The organism is Streptomyces sp. NPDC048191 (genome assembly GCF_040652655.1).
Taxonomy (GTDB): domain Bacteria; phylum Actinomycetota; class Actinomycetes; order Streptomycetales; family Streptomycetaceae; genus Streptomyces.
Map to the genome: position 1 here is coordinate 270371 of NZ_JBEZMO010000003.1, position 25203 is coordinate 295573.

Sequence of the window (25203 nt, forward strand, 5' to 3'; positions counted from 1 at the left end):
TGCCTCCCGGAGGTGCCGACCCGAGCGCCCCCCGTGCGGCAACGGACGCGGGGACCGCGCGGCCGGCCGCGGTGGGCCCGCGGTCGCCCGATGCCCCGTCCCGGCGCCCTGGTGGAGCGCATAGCATCCCGCACATGACCAATGTGCTGAACACCGACATCGACGCCCTCACCGGCGGCCCCGCCGACCTCCCCCAGTACGCGGGCAAGGCCGTCCTCATCGTCAACGTGGCCTCCAAGTGCGGCCTCACGCCCCAGTACACGGGCCTGGAGAAGCTGCAGGAGCGCTATGCCGACCGCGGCTTCACCGTGCTCGGCGTGCCCTGCAACCAGTTCCTCGGGCAGGAGCCCGGCACCGCCGAGGAGATCGCGGAGTTCTGCTCGGCGACGTACGGCGTGAGCTTCCCGCTCACCGAGAAGGTCGAGGTGAACGGCGAGGGCCGGCACCCGCTGTACGAGCGCCTGGTGGGCTTCGCCGACGCCGAGGGGCACAGCGGGGACATCCGCTGGAACTTCGAGAAGTTCCTGGTCGGGCGGGACGGCACGGTCGTCGCCCGTTTCTCTCCGCAGACCGAGCCGGAGTCGGACGCGGTCGTGACGGCCATCGAGGCCCATCTCGGCTGAGCATTGCTTGACCTTGCCCCTGGGGCAGGGCCGAACGTCCCTGTCACCGGGCGGCGGATCCGCCCGGTGACGGAGGATGACACGGTGGACGACGACCGGCTGACCGACGACGTGCCCACCGACGGCCTGCTCACCATCGGCGCGTTCGCCGCGCGGGCCCGGCTGTCGGCCAAGGCGCTGCGCCTGTACGACCGCCTGGGCCTGCTGGCCCCCGCGCACGTCGACGAGGCGACCGGCTACCGCTACTACCGCGCCGACCAGGCTGGGCGCGCCCGGCTGGTGGCCCTGCTGCGGCAGCTGGACATGCCGCTGGCCCGGATCGCCGAGGTGCTCGGCGCCGAGGGTCCCGAGGCCGCCGGCCGGCTCGCCGCCTACTGGGCGGACGTGGAGACCCGGGTGGCCGGGCAGCGGACGCTCGCCGAGTACCTCCGTGGACGGCTGTCGGGGAGGAGCTCCGAGATGTACGAGAAGTTCGTGATCGAGACCGTGGACGTGCCGGCACAGGTGGTGGTCACCGAGTCGCGGCACACGCTCGCGGACGAGTTGCCGACGTGGATCGGCGCGTCCTTCGGGCGGCTGGAGGCGGCGGCACGGGAGTGCGGGGGCATGACCGGGGCGCCGTTCGTGGTCTACCACTCCGAGGTGTCGATGGAGAGCGACGGCCCGGCGGAGTCCTGTGTACCGGTGGCCGACGAGGCGGCGGCCCGGGCGTGGGCCGCCGGGCGGGGGCGGGCCTGGGAGACGGCGGTACGGGTGGAGCCCGCGGCCCGGCTGGCCTACACCCGGATCACCAAGGCCCAGGTGGCGCACCCGCAGATCCTGGCCGCCTTCGAGGCGGTGGAGCAGTGGATGACGGCCGAGGGCCTGGAGATGGCCGGCCCCTGCCGTGAGGTCTACTTCGCGGACTGGGACGCTTCGGGCCCCGGGGACCTGGTGTGCGACGTGGCGTTCCCGGTGCGGTGAGCGGCCGGCGCCGCCGGATGTGACCGAGCCCCCTCGGCAAGGACGGCGACTGGTCGAGAGGGCTCTTCTGGCGGTGCTTGTGAAGTTGTTTTCGTCGTGGGGTCTTCACTGACGAAGGTCAGGGAGGGCCCCCTAGGCCTTGACCGAGGTGACGAAGGCGTTCCAGGCATCGGCGGGGAAGGCCAGGATCGGGCCCTCGATGACCTTGGAGTCACGGACGGCGAGTTCGGCGTTGGTGGGCGACTTGACCTCGACGCAGGCGCCGTTGCCCGCGGAATAGGAGGACTTCATCCACGTCTCCGAAGCGCCCTGAATCAGTGCCATGTCCACTCCTGTTGCGAGTTGCGGTAGTGCGGTTCACGCCAACCTTGTCGTCTGATTGGCGTGATCGACGCTACCGGGCAACCGCCTCCGCTGGAGTGGCCGTTCACTCGACCGGATGGCATATTCCAGATGGACCTTCCACTGGAGCGGACTGACGGTGTACGATCCGGCGCCCTCCGTGACAGCACTTCAGTCCGCGTACTGTTTCGCCACCTTCGCAATGAATTGCCGGGATTGCTCCACGTTGAGGGACTGTGCCCGCAGATGCTCATACATCACGGCGTACTTCTGCACGTCCTGGGCCTTCTCCAGGTACAGGTCGCTGGTGACGCCCTCCAGGTACACCACGCTGGAGTCGGCCGCGTCGGCGAACTCCAGGATGGCGTACTGGCCGTTGAGCCCCGGATGCGCGCCCACCTCGAAGGGCAGCACCTGCACGGTGACGTGCGGCAGCTGGGACATCTCGATCAGGTGCTCCAGCTGCTCGCGCATCACCAGCCTGCTGCCGACGACGCGCTTCAGTGCCGCCTCGTCGAGCACGACCCACAGCCGGAGCGGGTTGTTCTCGGCGGTGATACGTTCCTGTCGGCGCATGCGCACCTGGACGCGCTTCTCGATCTCCGCGGTCGACGTCTCCGGCAGTGCGCCCTGCACCAGGGCCTCGGCGTAGGCGCGGGTCTGCAACAGTCCGGTCACCAGCTGGGGTTCGTACACCCGCAGCGACTCGGCGTCGGTCTCCAGACCGATGTAGACGCTGTACGGGATGTCCCCGAAGGTGTGCCACCACCCCTGCTGCCGGGAATCGCGGGCCATCTCCATCAGCGAGTCGACGATCCGCTGGTCCTCGACCTCGTACACCCCGCAGAGATCGCGCACGTCGCGCTGACTGATGCTTCTGCGGCCGTTCTCCAGCCGGCTGATCTTCGACTGCGACACGAGCAGTCGCTCGGCCACTTCCTCGGCCGTCATGCCCTTGAGCTCGCGGAGCCTGCGCAGCTCCTGGCCCAGCCGGCGCCGCCTGACGGTGGGATTGACATTGGACGCCACGGGACGTGCACCTCCGGCTGCCTGCCTGTTGCTTAACACTTTCCGTATCTGCTGTTGAGCAGACTGCCACCAAGGTGCTTTCTACCGCTGGGAAATGGTGGATATGCGGCGCGTACGCGTCAGTTCGCCACGGCTCGCCACCCGATGGGGTGCCGTGGACGCAGTCGAGCGGGACGGCGAGTCCACGAGGGTCTCGCCGCCCCGCTCTGACCAGCGGCTCCCGAACCGGGTCTGGGCGAACCGGGGTTACGGCTCGAACCGGCGGTACGGCTCAGTGGGCCACGGCGCGTGCCATGGACCCGCGGTGCGGCTGCATCGGAACCCCCCGAGCGGGTTCCGCTGCGGACCTTGCGCCGGCCGCGCCCTGCCGGCCGGTGGCGGCCGGCCCCCGGCGCGGCTGCGCGGCCGCACCGTTCTGCACGTCCATCACGGCATGCGCGACAAGACCGCCCATGGGGTCGTGCCGGATCAGATCCCGCAACCGGGACCGGGACGAGCGCCCCTCGTTGCCCGGGTACAGGTGCTTGCCGAGTCCGACGGCGTGCGCCAGGGCGGCGAGCGCCGCGGTCCGCGGGTCCGGCGGTACGCCGGTGCGGATCGCGGAATCCAGCCGGGCCCTGATCTCCCGGCTGATCTCGTTGTCCGTCGCCTGATAGCGAGTCGTCGGCAGCACCCCGCACATCTGGCCGGCCACGGCGTGCACCATGCCGCACCGCTCCAGATGCGAGAGATACGTCTGACGGAGCCCCAGCCGGGGCCCGCCGATCCAATGGACGGCACGCACGGGAGCGCCACGCCTTCGCAGCAACTCCAACGCGCAGTCCAGAGTCGGATCTCCTGTCGGCCGTGGCACCACCACGGCGATACGATCCCCGTCTGGGGCTATCCGTCCGGCCAGCGCCAGCTCCACTAGCTGTGCTCCGGCCAGACCGAGGTCGAGCGACTGCGGCTGCGCAGTGGTACCCGTGGCCGGGTCCAGTGCCAGCAGCAGAAGCTCCTCCGGAAGTGTTCTGCGGCTCCTGCCCATCCATGCCTCCCCGCGTGGATGAATGACAGGGTGACCCCTCTCACATTGGTCTGTCGAGGGTGCGTGACCGGTTCGTGAGGGAACCGGTAGGTATGTCGTTCTCGTCTACCGCAGGGGTTAAGCCCTCACACAGGACACTGGTACATGGTTCGGACAGGGCGCGCGCGTGGGCGTGCGGCGCATGAGGAGGCATCGGTGGCGGGCGAGTCCCCCGACAGGTCCAAGCAGCGCGAGTCGTCGGCAGAACCGACGTCGGGGAGCGCGGGTCCGGTTCCCGAGGCACGCGATCCGCGCCTCGCGGTCGCCCGCGAAAAGGATTCCGCGCCCGGTGGCGCGGACACCGCGACGAAGATCCTGTCGGTGCGGGACGCGAAGAAGCCCGCCCCCGAGGAGACCCCCGAGGAGGACGCCGCCCTCCGCAAGGCGGTCTCGGCGTGGGTACGCGGCGCCGGCACCGACAACTCCAACGCGCCCACGGACGAGGCGGACACGAAGCCCGAGGCCAAGCCGGAGAAGGCCAAGCCCGGGGAGGCCGACGCCAAGACGGAGACGGGGAAGGCCGAGGCCGAGACCGAGGTGAAGGCCGAGGCCGAGGTGGAGGACGCCAGGTCGGAGACCGAGTCGGAGACCGCCGACGCGAAGGCTGACGCCGAGTCGAAGACCACCGATGCCAAGGCTGACGCCGAGGAGAAGGCTGACGCCGACTCGGAGCCTGACACCGAGGCGAAGGCTGACGCCGACGCCAAGGCGGGGGCTGACCCCAAGGCAGGGGCTGTCGCCGAGGAGAAGGCTGACGCCGACGCGAAGGCAGAGCCGGGCCCCGAGGCCGACGAGGACACGGGGGCCGGCTCGGAGGGTGACGCCGAGTCGGCGACGAAGGCCGAGACCGACGAGGCCGCGCGAGCCGAGACCGACGGCAAGGCGAAGGCCGAGCCGGACGCGAAGAGCGAGGCCGACGCGGACGCGAAGGACGAAGCCGACGCGAACGCGGACGCGGACGGGAAAGACGAGGCCGACGCCGACGCGAAGTCGAAGGTCAAGGCGGCCGAAGGCGAAGCCGAGGCCGAGGAGGCCGGGGACGGGTCCGAGGACGCCGATGGCGAGGGCGCCCCACAGGGGTCACCCACGGCCGAGGACGATGCCCGCACGGGTGGTGCGGGTGGGAGCGGCGCGGACGCCGACGGCGGAGTCGAGGCGGAGGACGCGGACGCCCCGCAGGGCCCCGTCGACCAGCCCACCACCGCGTTCAAGGCGATACAGCCCAAGCGGGACCCCCAGGTCGACCAGCCGACCACCATGCTCAAGCTCGGGGCGAAGCCCGCGCCCGACCCCGAGCGCACCAGCAAGTTCGTCGCGCTCAAGAACGACATGGCGCCGGCCACCAAGCCGGAAGCCAAGCCGGAAGCCAAGCCGGAGGCCAAGCCGGCCGCCAAGCCCGACGCCACCACGCCCGTCCCCCAGGTCGGCCCCGAGCGCACCACCCAGCAGCCCCTCCCCCCGAAGCCCCCGCTGGACCTCCTGGCGGAGCTGACGAACACGCCCCCGCCCCCGGAGACCCCGGTCCGCACGATCGTGCGGAGGGTCAAGATCTGGACCCCCCTGGTCCTGCTCCTGGCGATCATCTTCGCAGTCGTACAGACCCTCCGCCCGCTCCCCGACCCCACCCTCGCCCTCACCGCGAAGGACAGCTACACCTTCGGCGGGAGCAAGGCGGACATCCCGTGGCCGGCCGACGGGCAGGCCGCGCTGGACGTCCAGGGCATCGGCACGTTCGGCTCCTCCGGCGCCGAGAAGCCCGTGCCGATCGCGAGCGTCGCCAAGGTGATGACCGCGTACATCGTCCTGCACGACCGCCCGCTCAAGAGCGGCGCCGACGGCCCCAAGATCAAGATCGACAAGCCCGCCGAGCAGCAGTCGAACGCGGGCCAGGAGTCCACGGTCAGCGTCACGGCCGGTGACAGCATCACCCAGCGCGAGGCCCTGGAGAGCATCCTGATCGCCTCCGCCAACAACATCGCCCGCCTGCTCGCCCGCTGGGACGCCGGTTCGGAGAAGGCGTTCGTGGCGAAGATGAACGCCACCGCCAAGAAGCTCGGCATGACGAACACGACGTACACCGACCCCTCGGGTCTGACGAACTCCACCGTCAGCACCGCCGTGGACCAGGTGAGGCTGGCGAAGGCCGCGATGACCGAGCCCGCCTTCCGCGAGGTCGCGGCGATGATGTCGTACACCGACTACAAGGGCGTCAACCACTCCAACTGGAACCGCCTGGTCGGCCACAACAACGTCGTCGGCATCAAGACCGGCACCACCACCTCCGCCCTCGGCAACCTGGTCTTCGCGGCCAAGCAGGAGGTCGGGGGCGAGACCCGGACCATCGTCGGCGCCGTGATCCGCCAGCCCGCCGACCCCTCCGACCACTCCATCCTCACCGGGGCGGTGAACGCCGCGGACAAGCTGATCCGCGCCGGGCAGGGCGCGCTGACCTCGGCGACGATCCTGAAGAAGGGCACGGTCGTCGGGTACGTCGACGACGGGCTCGGCGGCCGTACCCCGGTCGTGACCACGAAGGACGTCACGGCGGCCGGCTGGGCGGGCCTGAAGGTCAGGCTGTCCTTCACCACGGGCGAGGTGCCGCACACCGCGAAGGCCGGCACCGAGGTCGGCTCGCTCACCGTGGGTGACGGTACGGCCGGGGCCGTGAAGGTGCCGGTGGCCCTGCAGAAGGATCTGGCCGAGCCCGGCTTCGGCGCGAAGCTGACCCGCCTGGGCTGACATCCGGGCCGCTCGCGCCGCCCTTGGCCCGCCCGCGCACCCCGTCGACGGTGCCCCACCCGGGAGCCCCGCGGCGGGGTGCGTGCTAGCGTCACGAAACGGGGCAGGTCGCCGGTCACGGGACAGGGCCGCGAACTGGACGGGAACCGGCCGCGAACACCGTGGAACACGGCCGCGAACAGAAGACGGGACACGGGGAGTGCCTTCAGGTGGCCACAGCGGAGCCGACACGCGCCGACGACGCCGATCCGGGCCCGGGATCCGGCCCGCGAATACGCCTGTCCGAAGCCGACCCGGAGGGTCGCACCGATCACCCGGACGGCCGTACCCCGGGGGATCGTCCGGGCGGTCCCGTCGTACGCCCGACGAGACTCGCGCGTCTTCTCGACGCCGCCGAACCCCTCCGGCAGCGGCTGCTGCGGCACCCCGTGCTGTCCGTCACGGCCCTCGCGGGCGTCCTGCACATCATCTGGTTCTTCACGTTCGCGAACAGCGGCGGGGATCTCGCGGCGCAGGACGCCTGGGCGGAGTTCGTCGGCCGGCACCCGGACTCGGCGTACAACCTCGCCTGGTACGGCGGTATGCACGCGGTGTCGTACAGCGTGGTGTCGCCGTATCTGATGGCCGTCCTCGGCGTCCGTACGACGATGATGATCGCCGGGACCGTGTCGGCGGGCCTGCTGACGATGGTGCTGATCCGCAGCCGGGCGGTGCGCAACCCGCTGTGGGCCTCACTCGCCGGGGTCGTCGCGCTGCTGTGCAACGCGATCTCGGGCCGGGTGACCTTCGGTCTCGGCACGATGTTCGCGCTCGGCTCCGTCGCGGCCGTCTTCTGCTGGCCGTACCGGTGGCGGCACAAACGCTGGGCGAAGGCGACGGTGGCCGCCCCGCTGGCCGGCCTGTCCACCATGGCCTCGCCCGTCTCGGGGCTGTTCGTGGGCCTGGTCGCGGTCGCGCTGTTCCTGCAGAAGCGGCGGCCGGGCGCCTGGGCGCTGGGGATCGCGCCGACGGTCGTGGTCGCCGCGTCGTACTTCCTCTTCCCCTTCTCGGGCACCCAGCCGATGACGATCGGCTCGGTGATCCTGCCCCTGCTGTACGGACTGCTGTGCCTGTTCCTCGTGCCCCGGGAGTGGGTGACGGTCCGGCTGACGGCCGCCGTCTACAGCGTCAGCGTGGTCCTGGTGTGGCTGATCAGCTCGCAGATCGGGTCGAACATCTCCCGGCTGCCGATGATGTTCGCGGGTGCGGCGCTGGTGGCCGCGCTGCCGTTCACGGTGCCGAAGTCGCGCAGGTGGTACACGACGGTGCTGGCGCTCCTCGGCTTCGCCGGCTGGATCGGCTTCAAGTCGGTGGACGACATCATCCATACGACCCCGGCCGCCTCCTGGGCCCGGGAGCTCGCCCCGCTCGTCCACCAGCTGCAGAAGGCCGGCGCCGAGAAGGGCCGGGTCGAGGTCGTCCCGGCGCGCTCGCACCGGGAGGCCTCCGCGCTCGCGCCGTACGTCAACCTGGCGCGCGGCTGGAACCGCCAGGCGGACATGGAGCGCAACCCGCTCTTCTACGACGACACCCTCAACTCGGCGAACTACCACGAGTGGCTCCAGCGCTGGGCCGTCCACTTCGTCGTCCTGCCGAAGGACAACCCGGACGGTGACGGCGGCGAGCGGGAGCGGGCGCTGCTGCGGCGCGGGATGCCGTATCTGAACCAGGTCTGGGGCGACGCCAACTGGCAGCTGTTCAGGGTGACCGACGCGACGCCGCTCGCCGAGCCCAACGCGGTGGTGGACCGCGCCGAGCAGGGCGAGATGACGCTGCAGGTGCGCAAGGCCGGGCGGATCCTGATCAGGATCCCCTACTCGCCATGGCTGAGCGTCGTCGACGAGCACGGCAAGAGCCTGAAGCCTCCGCAGGTGGTCTCCTCCGGTCCGCCGAAGACGTACCGGAACGTCAACGGGTGTCTGACGGAGTCGCCGCAGGACGCGAACGGCGACAAGTGGACGGTGCTGCTGGCGCCGCGTGCGGGGACGTACCGGCTGGCCGCGCCGTACCAGCTGCCGCGCGGCACTCCCTGCCCGGACGAGCTCAAGTAGAGCCGCGCAGCTCGGTCACGTAGGCGTCCGTGCCGGGAATCGTCGGGATGAACGGTGCCACCAGCTCCACCCGCCCCAGCCCCGAGCCGGAGACGTCCGCGTCCAGCCCGGTGAAGCGGTCCTCCCAGCAGTCCCTCGGATCCGTCTCCAGGAACCACAGGAGCGTCACCCGGGTGTCGACGCCCTCGACCTGCTTGACGTAGGTCATGCGGTCGCCCGGCAGGGGCGTCGGCCGGAAGACCGTGACCATGGCCGCCGGGGAGCCGGCGAGGCGGCGGGGCAGGTGCCGGGCGCGCAGCCACTCCACCAGTTCGGCCCGCTGCTGCGGCGACTCGCTGTCGACCACCTCCAGCACCAGCCCGGCGTACGGGTGGTCGAGGGCGTGGAAGTCGCGTGGGCCCGCCGCGCCGTCGCGGTACACCGTCGTCTCGTGGTCCTGGAAGGCCGTGAAGACGTGGGTGCGGTCGTGGTAGACGCGGGCGTCGCGGTTGAGACGCTTGTTGATGGCGACGGTCCACTTCATGTGGTCGTCGTAGCGGCCGTCGGTGATCCAGTAGGTGGAGAGGTAGCAGCCGGCGGTGACCGGCTGGGCGACGGCCGACTTCTCCGGGTACCGCAGGAGCTGCAGCTCCCGGGTCGCCACCCAGCGGCGGCCCGCGTACATCCAGGGCATGGCCATCGCGCCGGCGTAGTAGTGGTCGTCCTCGTACCAGCGGTTGTAGGCGTACTCGTGGCCGGGGTGCGGCTCGACCATGGTGATCAGGGCGTGGCCCGGGCGGATGCCGTAGGGGCCCACGGCGGCCAGTTCGCCGTACGTCCCGCTGCGGGTGTCCTCGCTCATGCGGTTCCCCTTTCCTGCCGTGGGCCATACTCTGACGCTCCGTCAGATAAAGCGCCATAGCGCGGGAGGCAGCGCATGTCCCTGCTCGCGGGCAAGACAGTGGTCGTATCGGGAGTGGGTGCCGGGCTCGGCCACCAGGTCGCCGCGGCCGTCGTACGGGACGGCGGGAACGCGGTGCTCGGGGCGCGCACCGAGGCGAACCTCGCCAAGAGCGCGGCCGAGATCGACCCGGAGGGCGCGCGTACGGCGTTCCGGGCGACGGACATCACCGACGAGGGCCAGTGCGAGGCGCTGGCGGAACTGGCGCGGGAGCGGTTCGGCGGCGTCGACGCGGTGGTCCACGTGGCCGCCCGGGACTCCTGCTTCGGCGGGCTCCAGGACGCCGACTTCGCGACCTGGCAGTCGGTGATCGACGTGAACCTGCTGGGCACGCTGCGGATGACGCGGGCCTGCCTGCCCGCGCTGAGGGCGGGCGGGGGCGGCTCGGTGGTCTTCATCGGGACGCAGTCGGCACTCGCCGCGCCCTCCCAGGTGCGGCAGGCCGCATACGCCGCGTCGAAAGGGGCGCTGACCAGTGCGATGTACTCGCTGGCGCGGGAGCTCGGGCCGTACCGGATACGGGTCAACACCGTGCTGCCGGGCTGGATGTGGGGGCCGCCGGTGCAGGCGTACGTGACATTCACCGCACAGACGGACGGGGTGCCGGAGGCGGAGGTGCTGGGGCGGCTGACGGAGCGGATGGCGCTGCCGGAGCTGGCGACGGACGGGGACGTGGCGGACGCGGCGGTGTTCCTGTCCTCGGACCGGGCGCGGGCCATCACCGGGCAGTCGCTGCTGGTCAACGCGGGGGAGCTGATGCGTTGAGGCAACTCCCGCCACCTTCGGGAGTGTTCATGTAGATGAACGACAGTCATCAAGTCGAACAATTTTACTCTGACTTGACCCGCCGCTTGCTTGTCGCGTTCATGTGACCGCACTCACGATCGAGCACATGAACAGTCTCGACTGGGCCGTACTCATCGGCTACTTCGGTGTGATGGTCGCGATCGGCGTCTGGTCGCACAAGCGCGTGGACAACGTTTCCGACTTCTTCACGGCCGGCGGCAAGATGCCCTGGTGGCTTTCCGGCATCTCGCACCACATGTCGGGCTACAGCGCGGTCATGTTCACCGGGTACGCGGGGATCGCCTACACCTACGGCGTCACCTCCTTCATCACCTGGTCCTTCCCCATCGCGCTCGGCATCGCCATCGGGTCGAGGCTGTTCGCGCCCCGCATCAACCGGCTGCGCTCCCGGCTCCATGTGGCCTCACCGCTGGAGTACCTGAAGAACCGTTACAACCTGTCCACCCAGCAGGCGCTCGCCTGGTCCGGCATGCTGCTGAAGATCGTGGACGTGGGCGCCAAGTGGGCGGCGATCGCCACCCTGTTGTCGGTGTTCACCGGGGTCACCCTCAACCAGGGCATCCTCATCACCGGCGCCATCACGGCCGTGTACTGCACGATCGGCGGCCTGTGGGCGGACGCGCTGACCGAACTCGGGCAGTTCGTCATCCAGTTGCTCGCCGGTGTCTCGATGTTCGTGGCGGTCGTACTGAAGCTGAACGACAAGCACATCGGCTTCTTCGACGCCTGGAACCAGCCCGCACTGCACGGCCACGGCAAGCCGCTGGTCGGCCCCTACGGCACGGTCTTCCTGCTCGCCTTCCTCTTCATCAAGCTCTTCGAGTACAACGGCGGCATGCTCAACCAGGCCCAGCGCTACATGGCGACGGGCAGCGCGCACGAGGCCGAGCGCGGGGCACGCCTGTCGGCGATCCTGTGGCTGGTGTGGCCGGTCGTGCTCTTCTTCCCCATGTGGATGTCCCCGCTCCTGGTCCACGCGGCGAAGCCGGACGGCTCCGACTCCTACGGCCTGATGACCGAACAGCTGCTGCCGCACGGCCTGTTGGGCCTCGTCGTGGTCGGCTTCTTCTCCCACACGATGGCGATGTGCTCCTCCGACGCGAACGCCATCGCGGCCGTGTTCACGCGGGACGTGGCGCCGGTGCTGTCCGCTCGTGCGCGGGCGTGGGGACAGCGGTCGGGGCTGATCGCCGCCCGCGTCACGACGGTCGTCTTCCTCGCCCTGTCCATGGCGGTGGCCACGCAGGTCAACTCGCCCGCCTTCAAGGACATCATCACGGTGGTCATCAAGTGGGTGGCCGGTCTGATGGGCCCGATCGCGATCCCGATGATGCTGGGCCTGCTCCGCCCGTTCCGCCGCTCCGGTCCCACGGCGGCGCTGACCAGCTGGGCGGCCGGTCTGCTGGCGTTCTGGCTGGTGAACTACCCCATCAGCTGGCACGTCTCCGGCGGAGTCCCGCTCCAGTACCAGGTGTCCGTGCCGCTGGCGGTGTCCCTGGTCCTGTACGTCGTCATCGGGTACGCGAAGCCGGAGGACACCCCCGAGCGGCTGGCGATCATCGAGAAGGTCAACTCGGACGGGGACGCGGTGACGGCGGTACCGGTGCCGGCGGGTGCGGGGGACGACGCGGTGGGGGCGCCGTAACCGGCGACCGCGCCGGGCCGGTATCCGGGTTCAGGCCCTCGGATACCGTGCCAGCCACCCGGGGGACGACCCGGCCGGGCCATGCAGTGCCGGGCCCTGGGTCATCTCCATGGCGAAGTCGTCCGCGAGTTCCAGCACAGTCGGACGGCCCTCCAGCTCGGCCAGCCAGCCCGGCGGGAGGGCCGTTTCGCCGTGCAGGGCGCCGAGGAGACCGCCGGTGAGGGCCCCCGCCGCGGCCGAGGGGCCGCTCTGGTTGACCGCGAGACACAGCCCGTGCCGTACGTCCTCCCCCACCAGCGCGCAGTACACCGACGCCGCCAGCAGCCCGTCCGCCGTGCCGTCGCCGGCCAGTTCCTCCACCCGCGTCGGGCTCGGGATCCCCTGCCGTACCGCCCCGAGCGCATGCTGCAGGGCGTCCGACACGGGCTGGTGGCCGGGCCGGGCGGCGAGCAGGGCGAGGGCCCGCTGCACGGCGCCGTCCAGGCTCTCGCCCCGGGCCAGCGCGTGCACGATCACGGCGTACGCGCCCGCCGACAGGTAGGCGATGGGATGCCCGTGGCTCTGTGCCGCGCACTCCACCGCCAGCTGGGCGACGAGCTGGGGCTCCCAGCCGACCAGCAGCCCGAAGGGCGCCGAGCGGGCCACGGCCTCCGGGCCCAGCTCGCCGGGGTTCTTCGGTGACTCCAGCGTGCCCATGGTCTCGTCGCCGAACCCGACGAGCAGGCCGCGGGTCGGGTCCCGGCGCGCGTACAGCCACTCCTCCCGGGCCAGCCAGCCGTCGTCCTTGCGGCGCTCGTCGGGGCCCCAGTCCCGCTGGGTGGCGGCCCAGCGCAGATAGGCCCGGTGCAGATCGGTCGGCGGATGCCAGGCGCCGGTGTCCCGGCGCACCTGGGCGCGTATCAGCCCGTCCACCGTGAACAGGGTGAGCTGGGTGTGATGGGTGACCGAACCGCGTCGCCCGTGCCCGAAGGCCAGGTCGAGCAGTCCCTCGGGACCGTAGGCGGCCCGGATCTCCTCCAGGGACAGCGGATCGGCGGGCCCGCCGAGCGCGTCGCCCACGGCGGTCCCGAGCAGGGTGCCGCGCACCCTGCTGCGGAAGTCCTGCTGTTCGGCTCGGCCCCAGACGGCGCCGGCTGTCGCACTCATCCCAGACCTCCCCACGGCACCGTCCGTTCGTACGACGCTCAGCACTGTAATCGACGGCGAACGGTCCGTTCACGGGGGCAAACCGCCCCCGAGGGGTCATTCCCGCCCAGCTATGAGCGCTTCGACCCCGTCGAGAATCCGGTCGAGCCCGAAGTCGAGCGGGTCGGTGCCGGTCGGGTCGAAGGCGCCGTCGGCGATGGCCCGGGTCAGGGCCGGGAACCGGTCCGCGTGGCGGTCGAGCACCTCACCGGTGAGACGGTTCCACTCCCGGTCCTGGTCGGCGTCGAAGTCGGCCGTCTCCTGGGCGAGGCTGCGCACCAGGCCGACGACGAGCACGAAGACCTGGTGCCGCTGGGCCGCCGGCAGACCGGTCGGCTCCAGGGCCGCGTACGCCGCGTCCAGCCAGCCGAGCTGGTGGGGACCCATGACCTGGCGGCGCATCGCGGTGGCGGCGAGCACCCAGGGGTGGGCCCGGTACAGCTCCAGACACCGGCGGGCCCACAGCCGTACACCGGCTCGCCAGTCGCCCTTTGCGGCAGAAAGGTCGGGAACCTCGACGAGCATCGACTCGATCATCAGCTCGACCAGTTCCGCCTTGCCCGGCACATAGCGGTAGAGCGCCATCGCCGAGACACCGAACTCGGCGGCCACCTTGCTCATGGACACCGCGTCCAGCCCCTGGGCATCGGCCAGTTCGACGGCGGCCGCGGCGATGCGCTGCGGGGACAGCGTCGGTTTGGGCCCGCGTGTGGGCTGCTCCTGTTCGCCCCACAGCAGCGCGAGGGTCGCCCGTGGATCACGGTCCTGTTCCGGCTTCCGTCCGCCCATGGCCTGCCTCCCGATCGTCCGTACCGCCAAGCCTGTTGACTCCGCCAGACAACTGTATATACCGTAAACGCATCAGAACAGATGACGGCATAAACAGTTTAGGGGGAACACCATGCTGCTGACCTACCGCGCCCTCAAGCGCCGCGCCCTCGCCAGGAAGCTCGCGATCACCACCCCGAACGGCATCGACGAGTCCTCGTACGTCCGCATCGGCGGCATCGACCAGTGGATCTCGGTCCGCGGCGACGACCGGACCAACCCCGTGATCCTGGAGATCCACGGCGGCCCCGGTTCCTCCAACCTGATCTTCACCCCGCGCACCCGCGCCTGGGAGCGGCACTTCACGATCGTCCGCTGGGACATGCGCGGCTCCGGCCGGACCTTCGCGGCGAGCGGCCCGGAGGGGCAGGGCGAGCTGACCCTGGACCGCCTGTACGAGGACGCCCTGGAGGTCACGGCCCACGTCCGCACCCGCCTGAACGTGAACAAGGTCCTGCTGCTGGCCAACAGCTTCGGCACGGTGATCGGCCTCCGCCTGGCCCGCAACCACCCCGAGCTGTACTCGGCGTACGTCGGCACGGACCAGAACATCGTCGGCGGCGGCCGGGACACCTCCGCCTACGAGGCCCTGCTGGCGCGGCTGGAGAAGGCGGGCAAGAAGAAGCAGCTGGCTCAGATGGCGGCCATCGGCCCGGACCGCACCGCCTGGTCGTCCCACGAGTGGGCGGAGCACGCGAAGACGGTGGTCACCACCGACGCCCTCACCTACGACACGATGAAGACGGTCGTGATCCGCTCCCTCTGGTTCTCCCCCCTGCACACCCTGCGCGACCTGCGCACCTACCTGAAGGCCCAGACCTTCTCCGAGCAGCTCGGCCCCCAGGCCATGACGATCGACGAGTACGCCGAGGGCACCGCCTTCCGCCTCCCCTTCTTCGTCTTCCAGGGCGACAGCGACGTCCTCACCCCACCGGAGCCGGCCCGCCGCTTCTACGAGTCGGTCACGGCCCCCACGAAGGACTTCGCCCTGATCGACGGGGCGAGCCACTTCGCGTCCTTCCGCCACCCCGACCGGTTCCTGGAACTGCTGCTGACGAAGGTGCGGCCGGTCCTGGTCGGCGAGCCGGTCAGTTGACCGAGGACGGGTGGGGGCGCGGGGGTGGGGGTGTCGGGGCGGACAGCCGGGCGGCGTGGGTCTCGTCCGCCTCGGCCAGGTCGGCCGCACCGCAGTGTGACCGTGGGTCCTGGCGGCGCGGCGCCGTCTCCGGGTCCAGGGCGGGGGCGACGGGCCTCCGCCTCGTGCCGCCGCTTCCGGTGGGCGGCCGGCAGTCGCTCCAGTTCCCTGCACCGGTGGCCCTGCTGACCGAGCTGGTGCGCGATCGCCGCCATCGCCTCCGGCATGCTCCCGGCGCCCTCGTCCACGTACGCCGTCAGCGCCCCGCGCTCCCGCGCGATCTGCTCCAACTCCCGGACCAGGAAGGTCTTTCCGACGCCCGCGTCGCCGTGCACGTGGATGCGGAAGCGGTGGCGTTCGTCCTCGGGGGATACGTCCAAGTCGGCCCGGAACGCGGCCCGTTCACCGCCGCGGCCGACGAAACCCGCCCCTCTGCGCCGTCCGATCAGCTCCTGCATCGACGGCCGTGCCCGCGCCATGCCCACGCCCCTCCCCCACGAACCGGCCGCTCATTCTGGCGCAATGACCATGCGATAACTGCGGCTCGGGCAGGGGAGAATCCAGCCATGACCACCACCCCCACGCGTAACTCGGGCCTCAGACTGGCCGCCGGTGCGCTCACCGGCATACTCGCCCTCTACATCGCCCTCGTCGCCTTCGGGAACATCACCGACTTCGGGACGAACCAGCAGTTCGTCCGGCACGTCCTGGCGATGGACACGACCTTCAAGGACGACGACCTGATGTGGCGCGCCGTCACCAGCACCGCGCTGCAGGACACCGCCTACGTCCTGATCATCGTCTGGGAGACGGTGGCCGCCCTGGTGCTGATCTGGGGCACGTACCTGTGGGCGCGGCGGAAGGACGACGTCCTCGCCCGGCGCGTGTCCACCTACGGACTGCTGATGCTGCTGCTGCTCTTCGGCGCCGGGTTCATCGCGATCGGCGGTGAGTGGTTCTCGATGTGGCAGTCCAAGACGTGGAACGGGCTGGACGCCGCCACCCGGATCTTCACGCTGAGCGGGGTCGCGCTGATCGTCAACCAGCTGCCCGCCCGGACGGGCGACGGTTAACCGACGACCGCCACGGTCGTCCCCTTGACGCCGAAGGACCACAGCGCGGCTCCGTCCTCCTTGTGGAGGCGGATGCCGCCCAGTTTCTGGCCGTTCGCGGGCGGCGGCGAGGAACCGTCCAGGGCGTTGGAGAAGGCTATGAACACGCCCGACACCCTGTCGAAGTACATGATGTGCTCGATCTCGACGCCGTCCGAGCCCTTGAGGGACTGCTTGCGGTCGGTGATCGAGTAGCGGCCGGGCTCCGGGTTCACGGTGCCCGGCCACACGGTGAACGAACCGGTCGCCTTCCCGGTCGCGTCCACCGTCCACACCCGCTTCTCGCCGACCGAGTAGACGATCCGGCGGCCCTGCCCCGACGCGGCCGGCAGGGCCGGCGGGGCCGAGTGCTTCGGCGCGGTGGACGCGTGGGCGCCCGCGGAGGCCGACGCGCCGGGCCTTGCCACGGCGGCCGTGGGATGCGGCCCGTGGTCCGCCTGGACGGCGAGGGCGACGACGGCGGCGGTGGCCCCCGCCGTCAGGCCGGTGACCCAGGCCCACGAGGGCAGTCGGGCAGCCACGGGTACGCATCTCCTCCGCTACGGGGCGCCCCGTCTCAGGTACGGGGTCGGATCATCGTACTCAGTCCAGGACCGGCAGCAGTTCCGGCAGGTGCCCGTCGGACGCCTCGGCCGCCCGCTGCCGCTCGGCCGGGACCTCGCCGTACAGCGTGGTACGGGGCCTCGCCGGGCGGCCGGCGGCCCCGGCCACGGCCACCAGGTCGCGGACCGACTTGTACGAGCCGTACGACGAGCCCGCCATGCGGGAGATCGTCTCCTCCATGAGGGTCCCGCCGAGGTCGTTCGCCCCGGAGCGCAGCATTTCCGCCGCACCTTCCGCGCCCAGTTTGACCCAGCTTGTCTGGATGTTCGGGATCCAGGGGTGGAGGAGGAGGCGGGCCATCGCCGTCACCGCCCTGTTGTCCCGCGTGGTCGGGCCGGGGCGGGCGATGCCCGCCAGGTAGACCGGGGCGTTCGTGTGGATGAAGGGGAGGGTGACGAACTCCGTGAAACCGCCCGTCTCCCGCTGGATCCGGGCCAGCGTGCGCAGGTGGCCCAGCCAGTGGCGGGGCTGGTCGACATGGCCGTACATCATCGTGGAGGAGGAGCGGATGCCCAGCTCATGGGCGGTCGTGATCACCTCGATCCAGGTGGCCGCCGGCAGCTTGCCCTTGGTCAGCACCCAGCGGACCTCGTCGTCCAGGATCTCGGCCGCCGTCCCCGGGATGGTGTCCAGACCCGCCTCCTTGGCGGCCGTCAGCCACTCGCGGACCGACAGCCCGGTGCGGGTCGCGCCGTTGACGACCTCCATCGGCGAGAAGGCGTGCACGTGCATACCGGGGACGCGGGACTTCACCGCCTTCGCGATGTCGAAGTACGCCGTGCCGGGCAGGTCGGGGTGGATGCCGCCCTGCATGCACACCTCGACCGCGCCCACGTCCCAGGCCTGCTGCGCCCGGTCGGCGACCTGCTCCAGGGAGAGGGTGTACGCGTCGGCGTCCGTGCGGCGCTGGGCGAAGGCGCAGAACCGGCAACCGGTGTAGCAGACGTTGGTGAAGTTGATGTTGCGGGTGACGATGTACGTCACGTCGTCACCCACCGCCGACCTGCGCACCTCGTCCGCGACACGCGTCAGCGCGTCCAGCGCCGGGCCGTCCGCGTGCAGCAGGGCCAGGGCCTCGGCGTCGGTCAGGCGTGCGGGGTCGTCGGCCGCGGTGCGCAGCGCCTGCCGGACGTCGGTGTCGATGCGCTCCGGGGCCATACCGGGCGCGGCGGCCTCGCGCAGCGCCTCCCAGTCGCCGTACACCTCGTCGAAGTCGTCGCGCCGGTCGCCGGTGCGGCCCTCGGTGTCGATCGTGCGGTGCAGTTCCGTGCGGCCGGTCGGGACGAAGGCCTCCTCCGGCTCCTGCCAGGGGCGGCCCTCGACCGGGGCGTCCGGCAGGGCCAGACCGGTCTCCGGGTCGGCGAGCGCGCTGACGTGCGGGCGCAGCCGCGGGTCCAGCCAGGGTTCGCCCCGGCGCACGAACTCCGGGTAGACGCAGAGGCGTTCACGCAGTTCGAAGCCGGCGGCGGCGGACTTCGCGGCCAGTTCCTCGATCTGCGGCCAGGGGCGTTCGGGGTTGACGTGGTCGATGGTCAGGGGCGACACCCCGCCCCAGTCGTCGATGCCGGCGCCGATCAGCCGCTCGTACTCGGAGTCGACGAGGTTCGGCGGGGCCTGCAGGCAGGCGGAGGGGCCCATGATGTGCCGGGCCACGGCGACCGTGGCGACCAGGTCGTCCAGTTCGGCGTCCGGCATGCCGCGCATCGCCGTGTCCGGCTTGGCGCGGAAGTTCTGGATGATCAGCTCCTGGATGCCGTGGTAGGCCCGGGAGACCTTGCGGAGCGCGAAGAGGGACTCGGCCCGCTCCTGGTACGTCTCGCCGATGCCGATGAGCAGGCCCGAGGTGAAGGGGACCGAGGAGCGGCCGGCGTCCTCCAGCACCCGCAGCCGTACGGCCGGTTCCTTGTCCGGGGAGCCGTGGTGGGGGCCGCCGGGCTCGGACCAGAGGCGGGTCGCGGTCGTCTCCAGCATCATGCCCATGGAGGGGGCGACCGGCTTCAGGCGCTGGAAGTCCGTCCAGGACATCACACCGGGGTTGAGGTGGGGCAGCAGGCCCGTCTCCTCCAGGATCCGGACGGAGACGGCGCGGACATAGGCGATGGTGTCGTCGTACCCGTGCGCGTCCAGCCACTCGCGCGCTTCCGGCCAGCGGTCCTCGGGCTTGTCACCGAGGGTGATCAGGGCTTCCTTGCAGCCGAGGGCGGCGCCCTTGCGGGCGATGTCCAGCACCTCGTCCGGGGACATGAACATCCCGTGCCCGGCCCTGCGCAGTTTTCCCGGCACGGTCACGAAGGTGCAGTAGTGGCACTTGTCCCGGCACAGCCGGGTGAGGGGGATGAAGACGCTCTTCGAGTACGTGATGACCCCGGACCGGCCCGCCTGTTCCAGGCCCGCGTCGCGCACCCGGGCGGCGGACGCGGCGAGGTCGGTCAGGGCCTCGCCGCGGGCCTGGAGCAGTACCGCCGCCTCGGACACGTCGAGGGCGACGCCGTCCCGGGCGCGTTTGAGGGCGCGACGCATGGAGTTCTCGGTCGGGCCGGTTCCGGAGGTCGCCGAAGTCGTCATCCCTCAACCATACGTTCGGGGTGATCAGAGCAGGGGGCTCCGCCCGCCCGGCCGGAAGACGGCACTACAGAAGGCTTCCGTACGCGTCCAGCACCCGCAGCACCCCCGCCTCACCCTCCGGCGGCAGCTGCAGTACGACCTCCTCGATGCCCAGTTCGGCGTAGTGGGCGAGCTTGCCCGGGCTCGGCAGGACCGCGTACGGGACGACCTGGAGCGCGGCCGGGTCGCGGCCCGCGTCTTCCCAGACCGTGCGCAGCACCGGCAGGGACTCGGTGAGGCCCCGGCCGCCGATCGGCAGCCAGCCGTCGGCGTACTCGGCGATGTGCGCGAACAGCTTCGGCCCCGCCGCGCCGCCGACGAGGGTGCGCGGGCCGACCACCCGGCCGCGCGGCTTCCGCACCGGCTTGGGGTGGGCGTGGCTGGCCCGTACGCTCCCGAACTCCCCGTCGTGGGCCGTCGGTTCCTCGGACCACAGGGCCTGCATCAGCCGTACCCGGTCCCGGACCAGCTCCCGGCGGGTGCGCCAGTCCACCCCGTGGTCGGCGGCCTCCTCGACGTTCCAGCCGTAGCCGAGGCCGAGGGTGAAGCGGCCGCCGGAGAGGTGGTCCAGGGTGGCGATCTGCTTGGCCAGGGCGATGGGGTCGTGCTGGGCGACCAGGGTGATGCCGGTGCCGAGCGTCAGCCGCTCGGTCACCGCGGCCGCCTGGCCCAGGGCGACGAAGGGGTCCAGGGTGCGGCCGTACTCGCGGGGGAGGTCGCCGCCGACCGGGTACGGCGTCGCCCGCTCCACCGGAATGTGGGTGTGTTCGGGGAGGTAGAGGCCGGTGTAGCCGCGTTGTTCGAGTTCACGGGCGAGTCGTACCGGCGCGATGGTCTCATCGGTGAGGAAGATGGTGACGGCGATACGCATGGCCCATCTGTACCCGGCCGGAGTCCCCACGTCCATGCCGACCGGTCCGCGCGGCGCCGCCCCGGCCGAGAGGTCCCGACGCCGCGAGCATGACATACGGTCGGGCGCCAACCACCTTGCCTTCCACGGGAGTTCATACCCGGACGGCACAGTGACCAGCATGGGTGAAGACACACAGGATCAGTCAGCGGGCATCGGCAGACGCGCGCTGTTCGTGACGGGCGCCGCCGCTGCCCTTACGTTGGGACGCGTGAGCTTCGCAGCGGCGGACGGTCAGCAGCAGGAGACCCGGACGGCACGCGGCACCCTGCCGCCCGGCTCCCCCGACTACGTGTACGTGCCGGTCGAAGTCCCCGCCGGCGTACGGGAGATCAAGGTCTCCTACACCTACGACAAGCCCCCGGTCCCGGCCGGCACCCCGGGCAACGCACTCGACATCGGCCTCTTCGACGAGCGCGGCACCGAGCCGGGCGGCCGGGGCTTCCGCGGCTGGTCGGGCGGCGCCCGCACGGAGTTCTTCGTCCGCGCGGACGACGCGACGCCGGGCTACGTCCCCGGCCCGGTGCGGGAGGGCACCTGGCATGTCGCGCTGGGCCCGTACACGGTGGCGCCGCAGGGCCTGACGTACGAGCTGACGATCACGCTGACCTACGGGGAGGCGGGCGAGACCCCGCGGCCGGTGTATCCGCCCGCCCGGGCCAAGGGGCGGGGCCGGGCCTGGTACCGGGGCGACTGCCACCTGCACTCCTGGTACTCCGACGGCCGCCGCACCCCGGCCGAGATCGCGGCCCTCGCGCGGGCGGCCGGCCTGGACTTCATCAACTCCTCGGACCACAACACCCACTCCGCCCACCCCCACTGGGCGGACCAGGCGGGCGACGACCTGCTGATCATGCTCGGCGAGGAGATCACCACCCGCAACGGCCACGTGGTGGCGCTCGGCACCGACCCCGGCACGTTCGTCGACTGGCGCTACCGGGCCCGGGACAACCGCTGGGCCCGCTTCGCGCGGGACGTCCGCCGCGCCGGCGGCCTGGTCGTCCCCGCCCACCCGCACGCCACCTGTGTCGGCTGCGGCTGGAAGTTCGGCTTCGCCGAGGCGGACGCCGTGGAGGTGTGGAACGGCCCCTACACCCCGGACGACGAGGTGACCCTGGCCGACTGGGACAACCAGCTCGTCGCCTCCGTACGGCAGGGGCGGTCCTGGCTCCCGGCGATGGGCAACAGCGACGCCCACCGCGACCCGGACACCGTCGGCATGCCCCAGACGGTCGTCCTCGCCGACGACCTGACCCGGGAGGCGATCCAGGAGGGCATCCGAGCGGGGCGCAGTTACGTGGCCGAGTCGAAGAACGTGACCCTCGCCTTCTCGGTGACGGGCGGGCGCGGACAGCGGGCGGGCATCGGCGAGCGACTGGAGGTGGCCGTCGACACCCCGGTGACCGTCCGGCTGGAGGTCTCGGGCGCCCCGCGCTGCTCGGTGCGGTTCGTCACCGACCAGGGCGTGCTGTTCACCGGCGACCCCCTGCCGGTGTCGGGCACGGGCACGGCCGAGTGGCGCACGACGCCCGCCTACGCCGCCTACGTCCGCGCCGAGCTGCGGCACGAGACGGCGGCGGGGCCGGTGCCGGGCGCCCTGGCCGCCTTCACCAACCCCGTCTTCCTCGGGGCTACCTGAGCTGCTCCGCCGCCCACTCGGCCCACTCGCGCCGCATCGCGTTGAAGCGCAGTCCGTACTCCAGCGCGATGCGGCCGTGGACCGAGAGGTTGCCCTCGTCCCAGTCGATGGAGTCGGCGAGCTGCCTCAGCTGCTCGTATCCCGAACGGGACATCTCCATCAGGCCGGTCAGATAAGCGCGCGCCTGCTCGGGAGTGAGCACGCCGAGGAAGAACACCCGCAGCAGGACGTCGCTGCGCATGACGGGCTGGGGCGCGACCTCGGTCAGCCAGTGGCGCAGCTCCGCCATGCCCTCGTCGGTGATCTCGTACTCCTTGCGGCCGCGCGGGCCCTCGGCGGCCACCGTGATCAGCCCGGAACCCGCCAGCCTGGTCAGCTCGGTGTAGATCTGGCTCTGCGTCGCCGGCCAGACGTTGGCCAGCGAGGTCTCGAACGTCTTCAGCAGGTCGTAGCCGCTGGCGCGGCGGTCCGAGAGCAGGCCGAGCAGTGCGTGTCTGAGGCTCATGACCCCCACCCTACATTCCACTGTTGACATGTCGAGCGTTGACCTTCTAGTTTTGACATGTCGAGACCGGAACCCGGAAGCGCCGGGGCCCGGAACCCACACCGGACCGGGGGAACCCATGTCGTACCTGCGCACGTTCTTGCCGTGGATCGTCTTCGCCGTCATCCCCTCGGGTGACTGGCAGTGGGGCGCCCTGGCCGCCCTGGTGGTGTCCGTGGCGGTCATCGCCCAGCAGAGGCGGGACGGCGCCGGCTTCGACGCCCTCGTCATCGAGGCCGGCTCGGCGGTCTTCTTCGCGGTCCTCGCCGGCATCGCCTTCGCCGACCCCCACTCGGGCGTGCACGACTACTCCGCCGCCCTCTCCTCCGGCACCCTCGCCGTCATCGCCGGCCTCTCGCTCGCCGTGGGGCGGCCCTTCACCCTGGGCATCGCCAAGCGCACCACCCCGCGCGAGTTCTGGGACCTGAAGCCCTTCATCCGGGTCAACGTCGTCATCACGTCCGTGTGGACCGCCGCCTTCGCCGTGACCGCCGTCGTCCTCGCCGTGCTGGCCCGCTCCGGGCACGGGCACTCCACGCCCGCGACCGCCGTCCAGATCGCCGGCTTCGTCGTCCCGATGGTCTTCACCGTCCGCTACGTCTCCCACGTCCAGGCGAAGGCACAGGCCGCCGGGCAGGTGGCCCGGTGAGCGCCGCCGCCAAGCACCTGTCCGGCAACTACGCCCCGGTCACCGAGGAACTCACCGCGCACGACCTGCCGGTGACCGGCACGATCCCGCCCGAGCTGAACGGCTGGTACCTGCGCAACGGACCGAACCCGGCCGACGCCGCCTCCGGGCACTGGTTCTTCGGCGACGGCATGGTCCACGGGGTGCGCCTGGAGGCCGGGCGGGCCGTCTCCTACCGCAACCGCTGGGTCCGCACCAGTCAACTCACCGACAGGGCCCGGCTGTACGACGGCCGGGGCCGCCGCGACCTCACCGCAGGACCGGCCAACACCCACGTCGTCCGGCACGCGGGCCGCACCCTGGCCCTGGTCGAGACCGCCCTGCCCTACGAGCTGACCTGCGACCTGGACACCAAGGGCCCGTACGACTTCGGCGGCCGCCTGAGCACCGCGATGACGGCGCACCCGAAGACCTGTCCCGCCACCGGCGAACTGCACTTCTTCGGCTACGGCATGCTGGAGCCCACCCACCTCACCTACCACCGGGCCGACGCCACCGGCGAGCTGGTGCTCAGCAGGCCTGTCGAGGTGCCCGGCCCGACCATGCTGCACGACTTCGCGCTCACCGCCGGGCACGTCGTCTTCATGGACCTGCCGGTCGTCTTCGACGTCGAACTCGCCCTGGCCGGCGGCACGATGCCGTACAGCTGGGACGACGGGTACGGCGCCCGGCTCGGCGTGCTGCGCCGCGACGACCCGCACGGCGAGGTCCGCTGGTGCGCCGTCGACCCCTGCTACGTCTTCCACACCCTGAACGCGTACGACGCCCCGGACGGCACGATCGTCCTGCATGTGATGCGTTACCCGGAGCTGTGGCGGCGCGACGCGGACGGCGGGGTCCGGGCGCAGCAGGCGGTGCTGTGGAAGTGGACCGTCGACCCGGCCGCCGGCACGGTCCGCGAGGAGCAGTGCGACGACCGGGCGGGCGAGTTCCCGCGCGTCGACGACCGGCTGACCGGCCTCGCCGCCGGACACGGTCACCTGACGAGCGGCACCTCGCTGGTCCGCTACGACCTGGCCACCGGGGCCGCCACCGCGCACGACTTCGGTCCCGGCCGCACCCCCGGCGAGGCCGCCTTCGCCCCCGCCGACGGCACACCCGGCGGCCCCGGCTGGCTCGTCACCTACGTGTACGACGCCGCCGCCGGCCGCAGCGACCTGGTCGTCCTGGACGCCGACGACCTCGGCGCACCAGCGGTCGCCACGGTCCACCTGCCCGCCCGGGTGCCGTTCGGCTTCCACGGCAACTGGCTGGCGGACAGCGACGGCTAAGGCGGGTCAGCTCCGTGCGGCCCTCGCCAGCTGCCGCACCTCGATGACCGTCGCGACGGCATGCAGCCAGTGGGCGGCGGTGTCGTCGGCGGCGACACCGGCCGCGAGCCCGGTGCCGGCGGCCAGCCAGTCGCGCACGACGGCCGTCGCCTCCGGGCGCGGCAGCGCCTCGGTGAGCCCGGCGGCGTGGGCGAGGCCGCCGGCCCGGACGGTGTCGGCGAGGAAGGCCACCGAGCGCGGCTGGGTGCCGAGGCGGTCGAGCAGCACGGCCGCGCCCGCGACGCCGTCGCCGAACAGGGCGGTGCGCCGGGGGCCGGGCGGTGCTGTGAGGCCGTAGCGCAGCAGGAGGGCGATGTCGAGCCGGGCCAGCTCGTCGTCGGTGCGGTCGGGAGGGTACGGGGCGGGGTTCGATACGGGGTTCATGGTCCGTGGGAGTGTGG

At 71.5% G+C, this 25203-nt stretch carries 22 protein-coding genes and 1 pseudogene; 11 read left to right on the plus strand and 12 right to left on the minus strand.

Annotated elements, in window-relative coordinates:
- Positions 1-134: 134 nt before the first annotated feature.
- Positions 135-623 carry a glutathione peroxidase gene (locus tag AB0D93_RS07040; RefSeq protein ID WP_362114232.1) on the plus strand — a complete coding sequence of 163 codons (489 nt, stop codon included), beginning with the start codon at positions 135-137 and terminating at the stop codon, positions 621-623.
- A gap of 66 nt (positions 624-689) precedes the next feature.
- The gene (locus tag AB0D93_RS07045; RefSeq protein WP_362114235.1) at positions 690-1586 is read left to right on the plus strand and encodes a MerR family transcriptional regulator; all 897 of its coding nucleotides are present in this window, start codon (positions 690-692) and stop codon (positions 1584-1586) included.
- 132 nt (positions 1587-1718) lie between these two features.
- On the opposite strand, the gene AB0D93_RS07050 is transcribed toward AB0D93_RS07045, so the two are convergent.
- From AB0D93_RS07050 to AB0D93_RS07060, 3 genes are all read right to left on the minus strand, one after another.
- Positions 1719-1910 (minus strand): DUF397 domain-containing protein, encoded by a 192-nt coding sequence (locus AB0D93_RS07050; protein WP_362114238.1) that lies wholly within the window; start codon positions 1908-1910, stop codon positions 1719-1721.
- A 189-nt stretch (positions 1911-2099) separates the two neighbouring features.
- On the minus strand, positions 2100-2957 hold the full coding sequence (locus AB0D93_RS07055) for a helix-turn-helix transcriptional regulator (protein WP_362114241.1): 858 nt from the start codon (positions 2955-2957) through the stop codon (positions 2100-2102).
- Positions 2958-3228: 271 nt separating this feature from the next.
- On the minus strand, positions 3229-3984 hold the full coding sequence (locus AB0D93_RS07060) for a GPP34 family phosphoprotein (RefSeq protein ID WP_362114244.1): 756 nt from the start codon (positions 3982-3984) through the stop codon (positions 3229-3231).
- Between the two features lie 195 nt (positions 3985-4179).
- Here AB0D93_RS07060 and AB0D93_RS07065 point away from each other — a divergent pair, with 195 nt between their 5' ends.
- Positions 4180-6762 (plus strand): D-alanyl-D-alanine carboxypeptidase, encoded by a 2583-nt coding sequence (locus tag AB0D93_RS07065; RefSeq protein WP_362114247.1) that lies wholly within the window; start codon positions 4180-4182, stop codon positions 6760-6762.
- Between the two features lie 209 nt (positions 6763-6971).
- Positions 6972-8852, plus strand: coding sequence for an MFS transporter (locus AB0D93_RS07070; RefSeq protein WP_362114250.1), 1881 nt, complete (start codon positions 6972-6974; stop codon positions 8850-8852).
- Here the strand turns inward: AB0D93_RS07070 and AB0D93_RS07075 are convergent.
- Complete coding sequence (locus AB0D93_RS07075; RefSeq protein WP_362114253.1) at positions 8845-9693, minus strand: hypothetical protein; 849 nt, start codon at positions 9691-9693, stop codon at positions 8845-8847. The two genes, AB0D93_RS07070 and AB0D93_RS07075, sit on opposite strands and share 8 nt — an antisense overlap.
- Positions 9694-9768: 75 nt before the next feature.
- Between AB0D93_RS07075 and AB0D93_RS07080 the strand changes: the two genes are divergently transcribed.
- Positions 9769-10557 carry an SDR family oxidoreductase gene (locus AB0D93_RS07080; RefSeq protein ID WP_362114256.1) on the plus strand — a complete coding sequence of 263 codons (789 nt, stop codon included), beginning with the start codon at positions 9769-9771 and terminating at the stop codon, positions 10555-10557.
- Between the two features lie 127 nt (positions 10558-10684).
- Positions 10685-12244, plus strand: coding sequence for a sodium:solute symporter family protein (locus AB0D93_RS07085; protein ID WP_362114259.1), 1560 nt, complete (start codon positions 10685-10687; stop codon positions 12242-12244).
- A 30-nt stretch (positions 12245-12274) separates the two neighbouring features.
- Here AB0D93_RS07085 and AB0D93_RS07090 read toward each other — a convergent pair whose 3' ends face one another.
- Positions 12275-13390, minus strand: a complete 1116-nt coding sequence (locus tag AB0D93_RS07090) for an ADP-ribosylglycohydrolase family protein (RefSeq protein WP_362114262.1) — start codon at positions 13388-13390, stop codon at positions 12275-12277.
- Between the two features lie 96 nt (positions 13391-13486).
- Positions 13487-14218, minus strand: coding sequence for a TetR/AcrR family transcriptional regulator (locus AB0D93_RS07095; RefSeq protein WP_362114265.1), 732 nt, complete (start codon positions 14216-14218; stop codon positions 13487-13489).
- 112 nt (positions 14219-14330) lie between these two features.
- Between AB0D93_RS07095 and AB0D93_RS07100 the strand changes: the two genes are divergently transcribed.
- Positions 14331-15353 carry an alpha/beta hydrolase gene (locus AB0D93_RS07100; protein WP_362114268.1) on the plus strand — a complete coding sequence of 341 codons (1023 nt, stop codon included), beginning with the start codon at positions 14331-14333 and terminating at the stop codon, positions 15351-15353.
- 266 nt (positions 15354-15619) lie between these two features.
- Here AB0D93_RS07100 and AB0D93_RS07105 read toward each other — a convergent pair.
- Positions 15620-15871, minus strand: a pseudogene (locus tag AB0D93_RS07105) (ATP-binding protein); the annotation flags it as partial.
- A gap of 87 nt (positions 15872-15958) precedes the next feature.
- Here AB0D93_RS07105 and AB0D93_RS07110 point away from each other — a divergent pair.
- On the plus strand, positions 15959-16465 hold the full coding sequence (locus AB0D93_RS07110) for a DUF2165 domain-containing protein (RefSeq protein WP_362114271.1): 507 nt from the start codon (positions 15959-15961) through the stop codon (positions 16463-16465).
- On the opposite strand, the gene AB0D93_RS07115 is transcribed toward AB0D93_RS07110, so the two are convergent.
- From AB0D93_RS07115 to AB0D93_RS07125, 3 genes are all read right to left on the minus strand, one after another.
- Positions 16462-17025 (minus strand): hypothetical protein, encoded by a 564-nt coding sequence (locus tag AB0D93_RS07115; protein ID WP_362114274.1) that lies wholly within the window; start codon positions 17023-17025, stop codon positions 16462-16464. The genes AB0D93_RS07110 and AB0D93_RS07115 overlap by 4 nt on opposite strands.
- Before the next feature lie 61 nt (positions 17026-17086).
- Positions 17087-19672: a bifunctional FO biosynthesis protein CofGH gene (locus AB0D93_RS07120; protein ID WP_362114277.1), complete on the minus strand. Its 2586-nt coding sequence runs from the start codon at positions 19670-19672 to the stop codon at positions 17087-17089.
- A gap of 64 nt (positions 19673-19736) precedes the next feature.
- Positions 19737-20582 carry an LLM class F420-dependent oxidoreductase gene (locus AB0D93_RS07125; RefSeq protein WP_362114280.1) on the minus strand — a complete coding sequence of 282 codons (846 nt, stop codon included), beginning with the start codon at positions 20580-20582 and terminating at the stop codon, positions 19737-19739.
- Positions 20583-20742: 160 nt separating this feature from the next.
- Here AB0D93_RS07125 and AB0D93_RS07130 point away from each other — a divergent pair, with 160 nt between their 5' ends.
- Positions 20743-22260 (plus strand): CehA/McbA family metallohydrolase, encoded by a 1518-nt coding sequence (locus AB0D93_RS07130; RefSeq protein ID WP_362114283.1) that lies wholly within the window; start codon positions 20743-20745, stop codon positions 22258-22260.
- Here AB0D93_RS07130 and AB0D93_RS07135 read toward each other — a convergent pair.
- Positions 22253-22765, minus strand: a complete 513-nt coding sequence (locus AB0D93_RS07135; protein WP_362114286.1) for a PadR family transcriptional regulator — start codon at positions 22763-22765, stop codon at positions 22253-22255. The two genes, AB0D93_RS07130 and AB0D93_RS07135, sit on opposite strands and share 8 nt — an antisense overlap.
- 118 nt (positions 22766-22883) lie before the next feature.
- Here AB0D93_RS07135 and AB0D93_RS07140 point away from each other — a divergent pair, with 118 nt between their 5' ends.
- Positions 22884-23453, plus strand: coding sequence for a hypothetical protein (locus tag AB0D93_RS07140; RefSeq protein WP_362114289.1), 570 nt, complete (start codon positions 22884-22886; stop codon positions 23451-23453).
- On the plus strand, positions 23450-24763 hold the full coding sequence (locus tag AB0D93_RS07145) for a carotenoid oxygenase family protein (protein ID WP_362114292.1): 1314 nt from the start codon (positions 23450-23452) through the stop codon (positions 24761-24763). The genes AB0D93_RS07140 and AB0D93_RS07145 overlap by 4 nt, the downstream gene beginning before the upstream one ends.
- 6 nt (positions 24764-24769) lie before the next feature.
- Here AB0D93_RS07145 and AB0D93_RS07150 read toward each other — a convergent pair whose 3' ends face one another.
- Positions 24770-25186: a hypothetical protein gene (locus AB0D93_RS07150; RefSeq protein ID WP_362114295.1), complete on the minus strand. Its 417-nt coding sequence runs from the start codon at positions 25184-25186 to the stop codon at positions 24770-24772.
- Positions 25187-25203 lie beyond the last annotated feature (17 nt).

Coding starts and splice junctions, on each gene's coding strand:
- AB0D93_RS07095 (WP_362114265.1), bottom strand. CDS start 14,218: ATGGGCGGACGGAAGCCGGAACAGGACCGTGATCCACGGGCGACCCTC.
- AB0D93_RS07090 (WP_362114262.1), bottom strand. CDS start 13,390: ATGAGTGCGACAGCCGGCGCCGTCTGGGGCCGAGCCGAACAGCAGGAC.
- AB0D93_RS07085 (WP_362114259.1), top strand. CDS start 10,685: ATGAACAGTCTCGACTGGGCCGTACTCATCGGCTACTTCGGTGTGATG.
- AB0D93_RS07080 (WP_362114256.1), top strand. CDS start 9,769: ATGTCCCTGCTCGCGGGCAAGACAGTGGTCGTATCGGGAGTGGGTGCC.
- AB0D93_RS07110 (WP_362114271.1), top strand. CDS start 15,959: ATGACCACCACCCCCACGCGTAACTCGGGCCTCAGACTGGCCGCCGGT.
- AB0D93_RS07100 (WP_362114268.1), top strand. CDS start 14,331: ATGCTGCTGACCTACCGCGCCCTCAAGCGCCGCGCCCTCGCCAGGAAG.
- AB0D93_RS07075 (WP_362114253.1), bottom strand. CDS start 9,693: ATGAGCGAGGACACCCGCAGCGGGACGTACGGCGAACTGGCCGCCGTG.
- AB0D93_RS07135 (WP_362114286.1), bottom strand. CDS start 22,765: ATGAGCCTCAGACACGCACTGCTCGGCCTGCTCTCGGACCGCCGCGCC.
- AB0D93_RS07040 (WP_362114232.1), top strand. CDS start 135: ATGACCAATGTGCTGAACACCGACATCGACGCCCTCACCGGCGGCCCC.
- AB0D93_RS07140 (WP_362114289.1), top strand. CDS start 22,884: ATGTCGTACCTGCGCACGTTCTTGCCGTGGATCGTCTTCGCCGTCATC.
- AB0D93_RS07060 (WP_362114244.1), bottom strand. CDS start 3,984: ATGGGCAGGAGCCGCAGAACACTTCCGGAGGAGCTTCTGCTGCTGGCA.
- AB0D93_RS07120 (WP_362114277.1), bottom strand. CDS start 19,672: ATGACGACTTCGGCGACCTCCGGAACCGGCCCGACCGAGAACTCCATG.
- AB0D93_RS07050 (WP_362114238.1), bottom strand. CDS start 1,910: ATGGCACTGATTCAGGGCGCTTCGGAGACGTGGATGAAGTCCTCCTAT.
- AB0D93_RS07150 (WP_362114295.1), bottom strand. CDS start 25,186: ATGAACCCCGTATCGAACCCCGCCCCGTACCCTCCCGACCGCACCGAC.
- AB0D93_RS07130 (WP_362114283.1), top strand. CDS start 20,743: ATGGGTGAAGACACACAGGATCAGTCAGCGGGCATCGGCAGACGCGCG.
- AB0D93_RS07125 (WP_362114280.1), bottom strand. CDS start 20,582: ATGCGTATCGCCGTCACCATCTTCCTCACCGATGAGACCATCGCGCCG.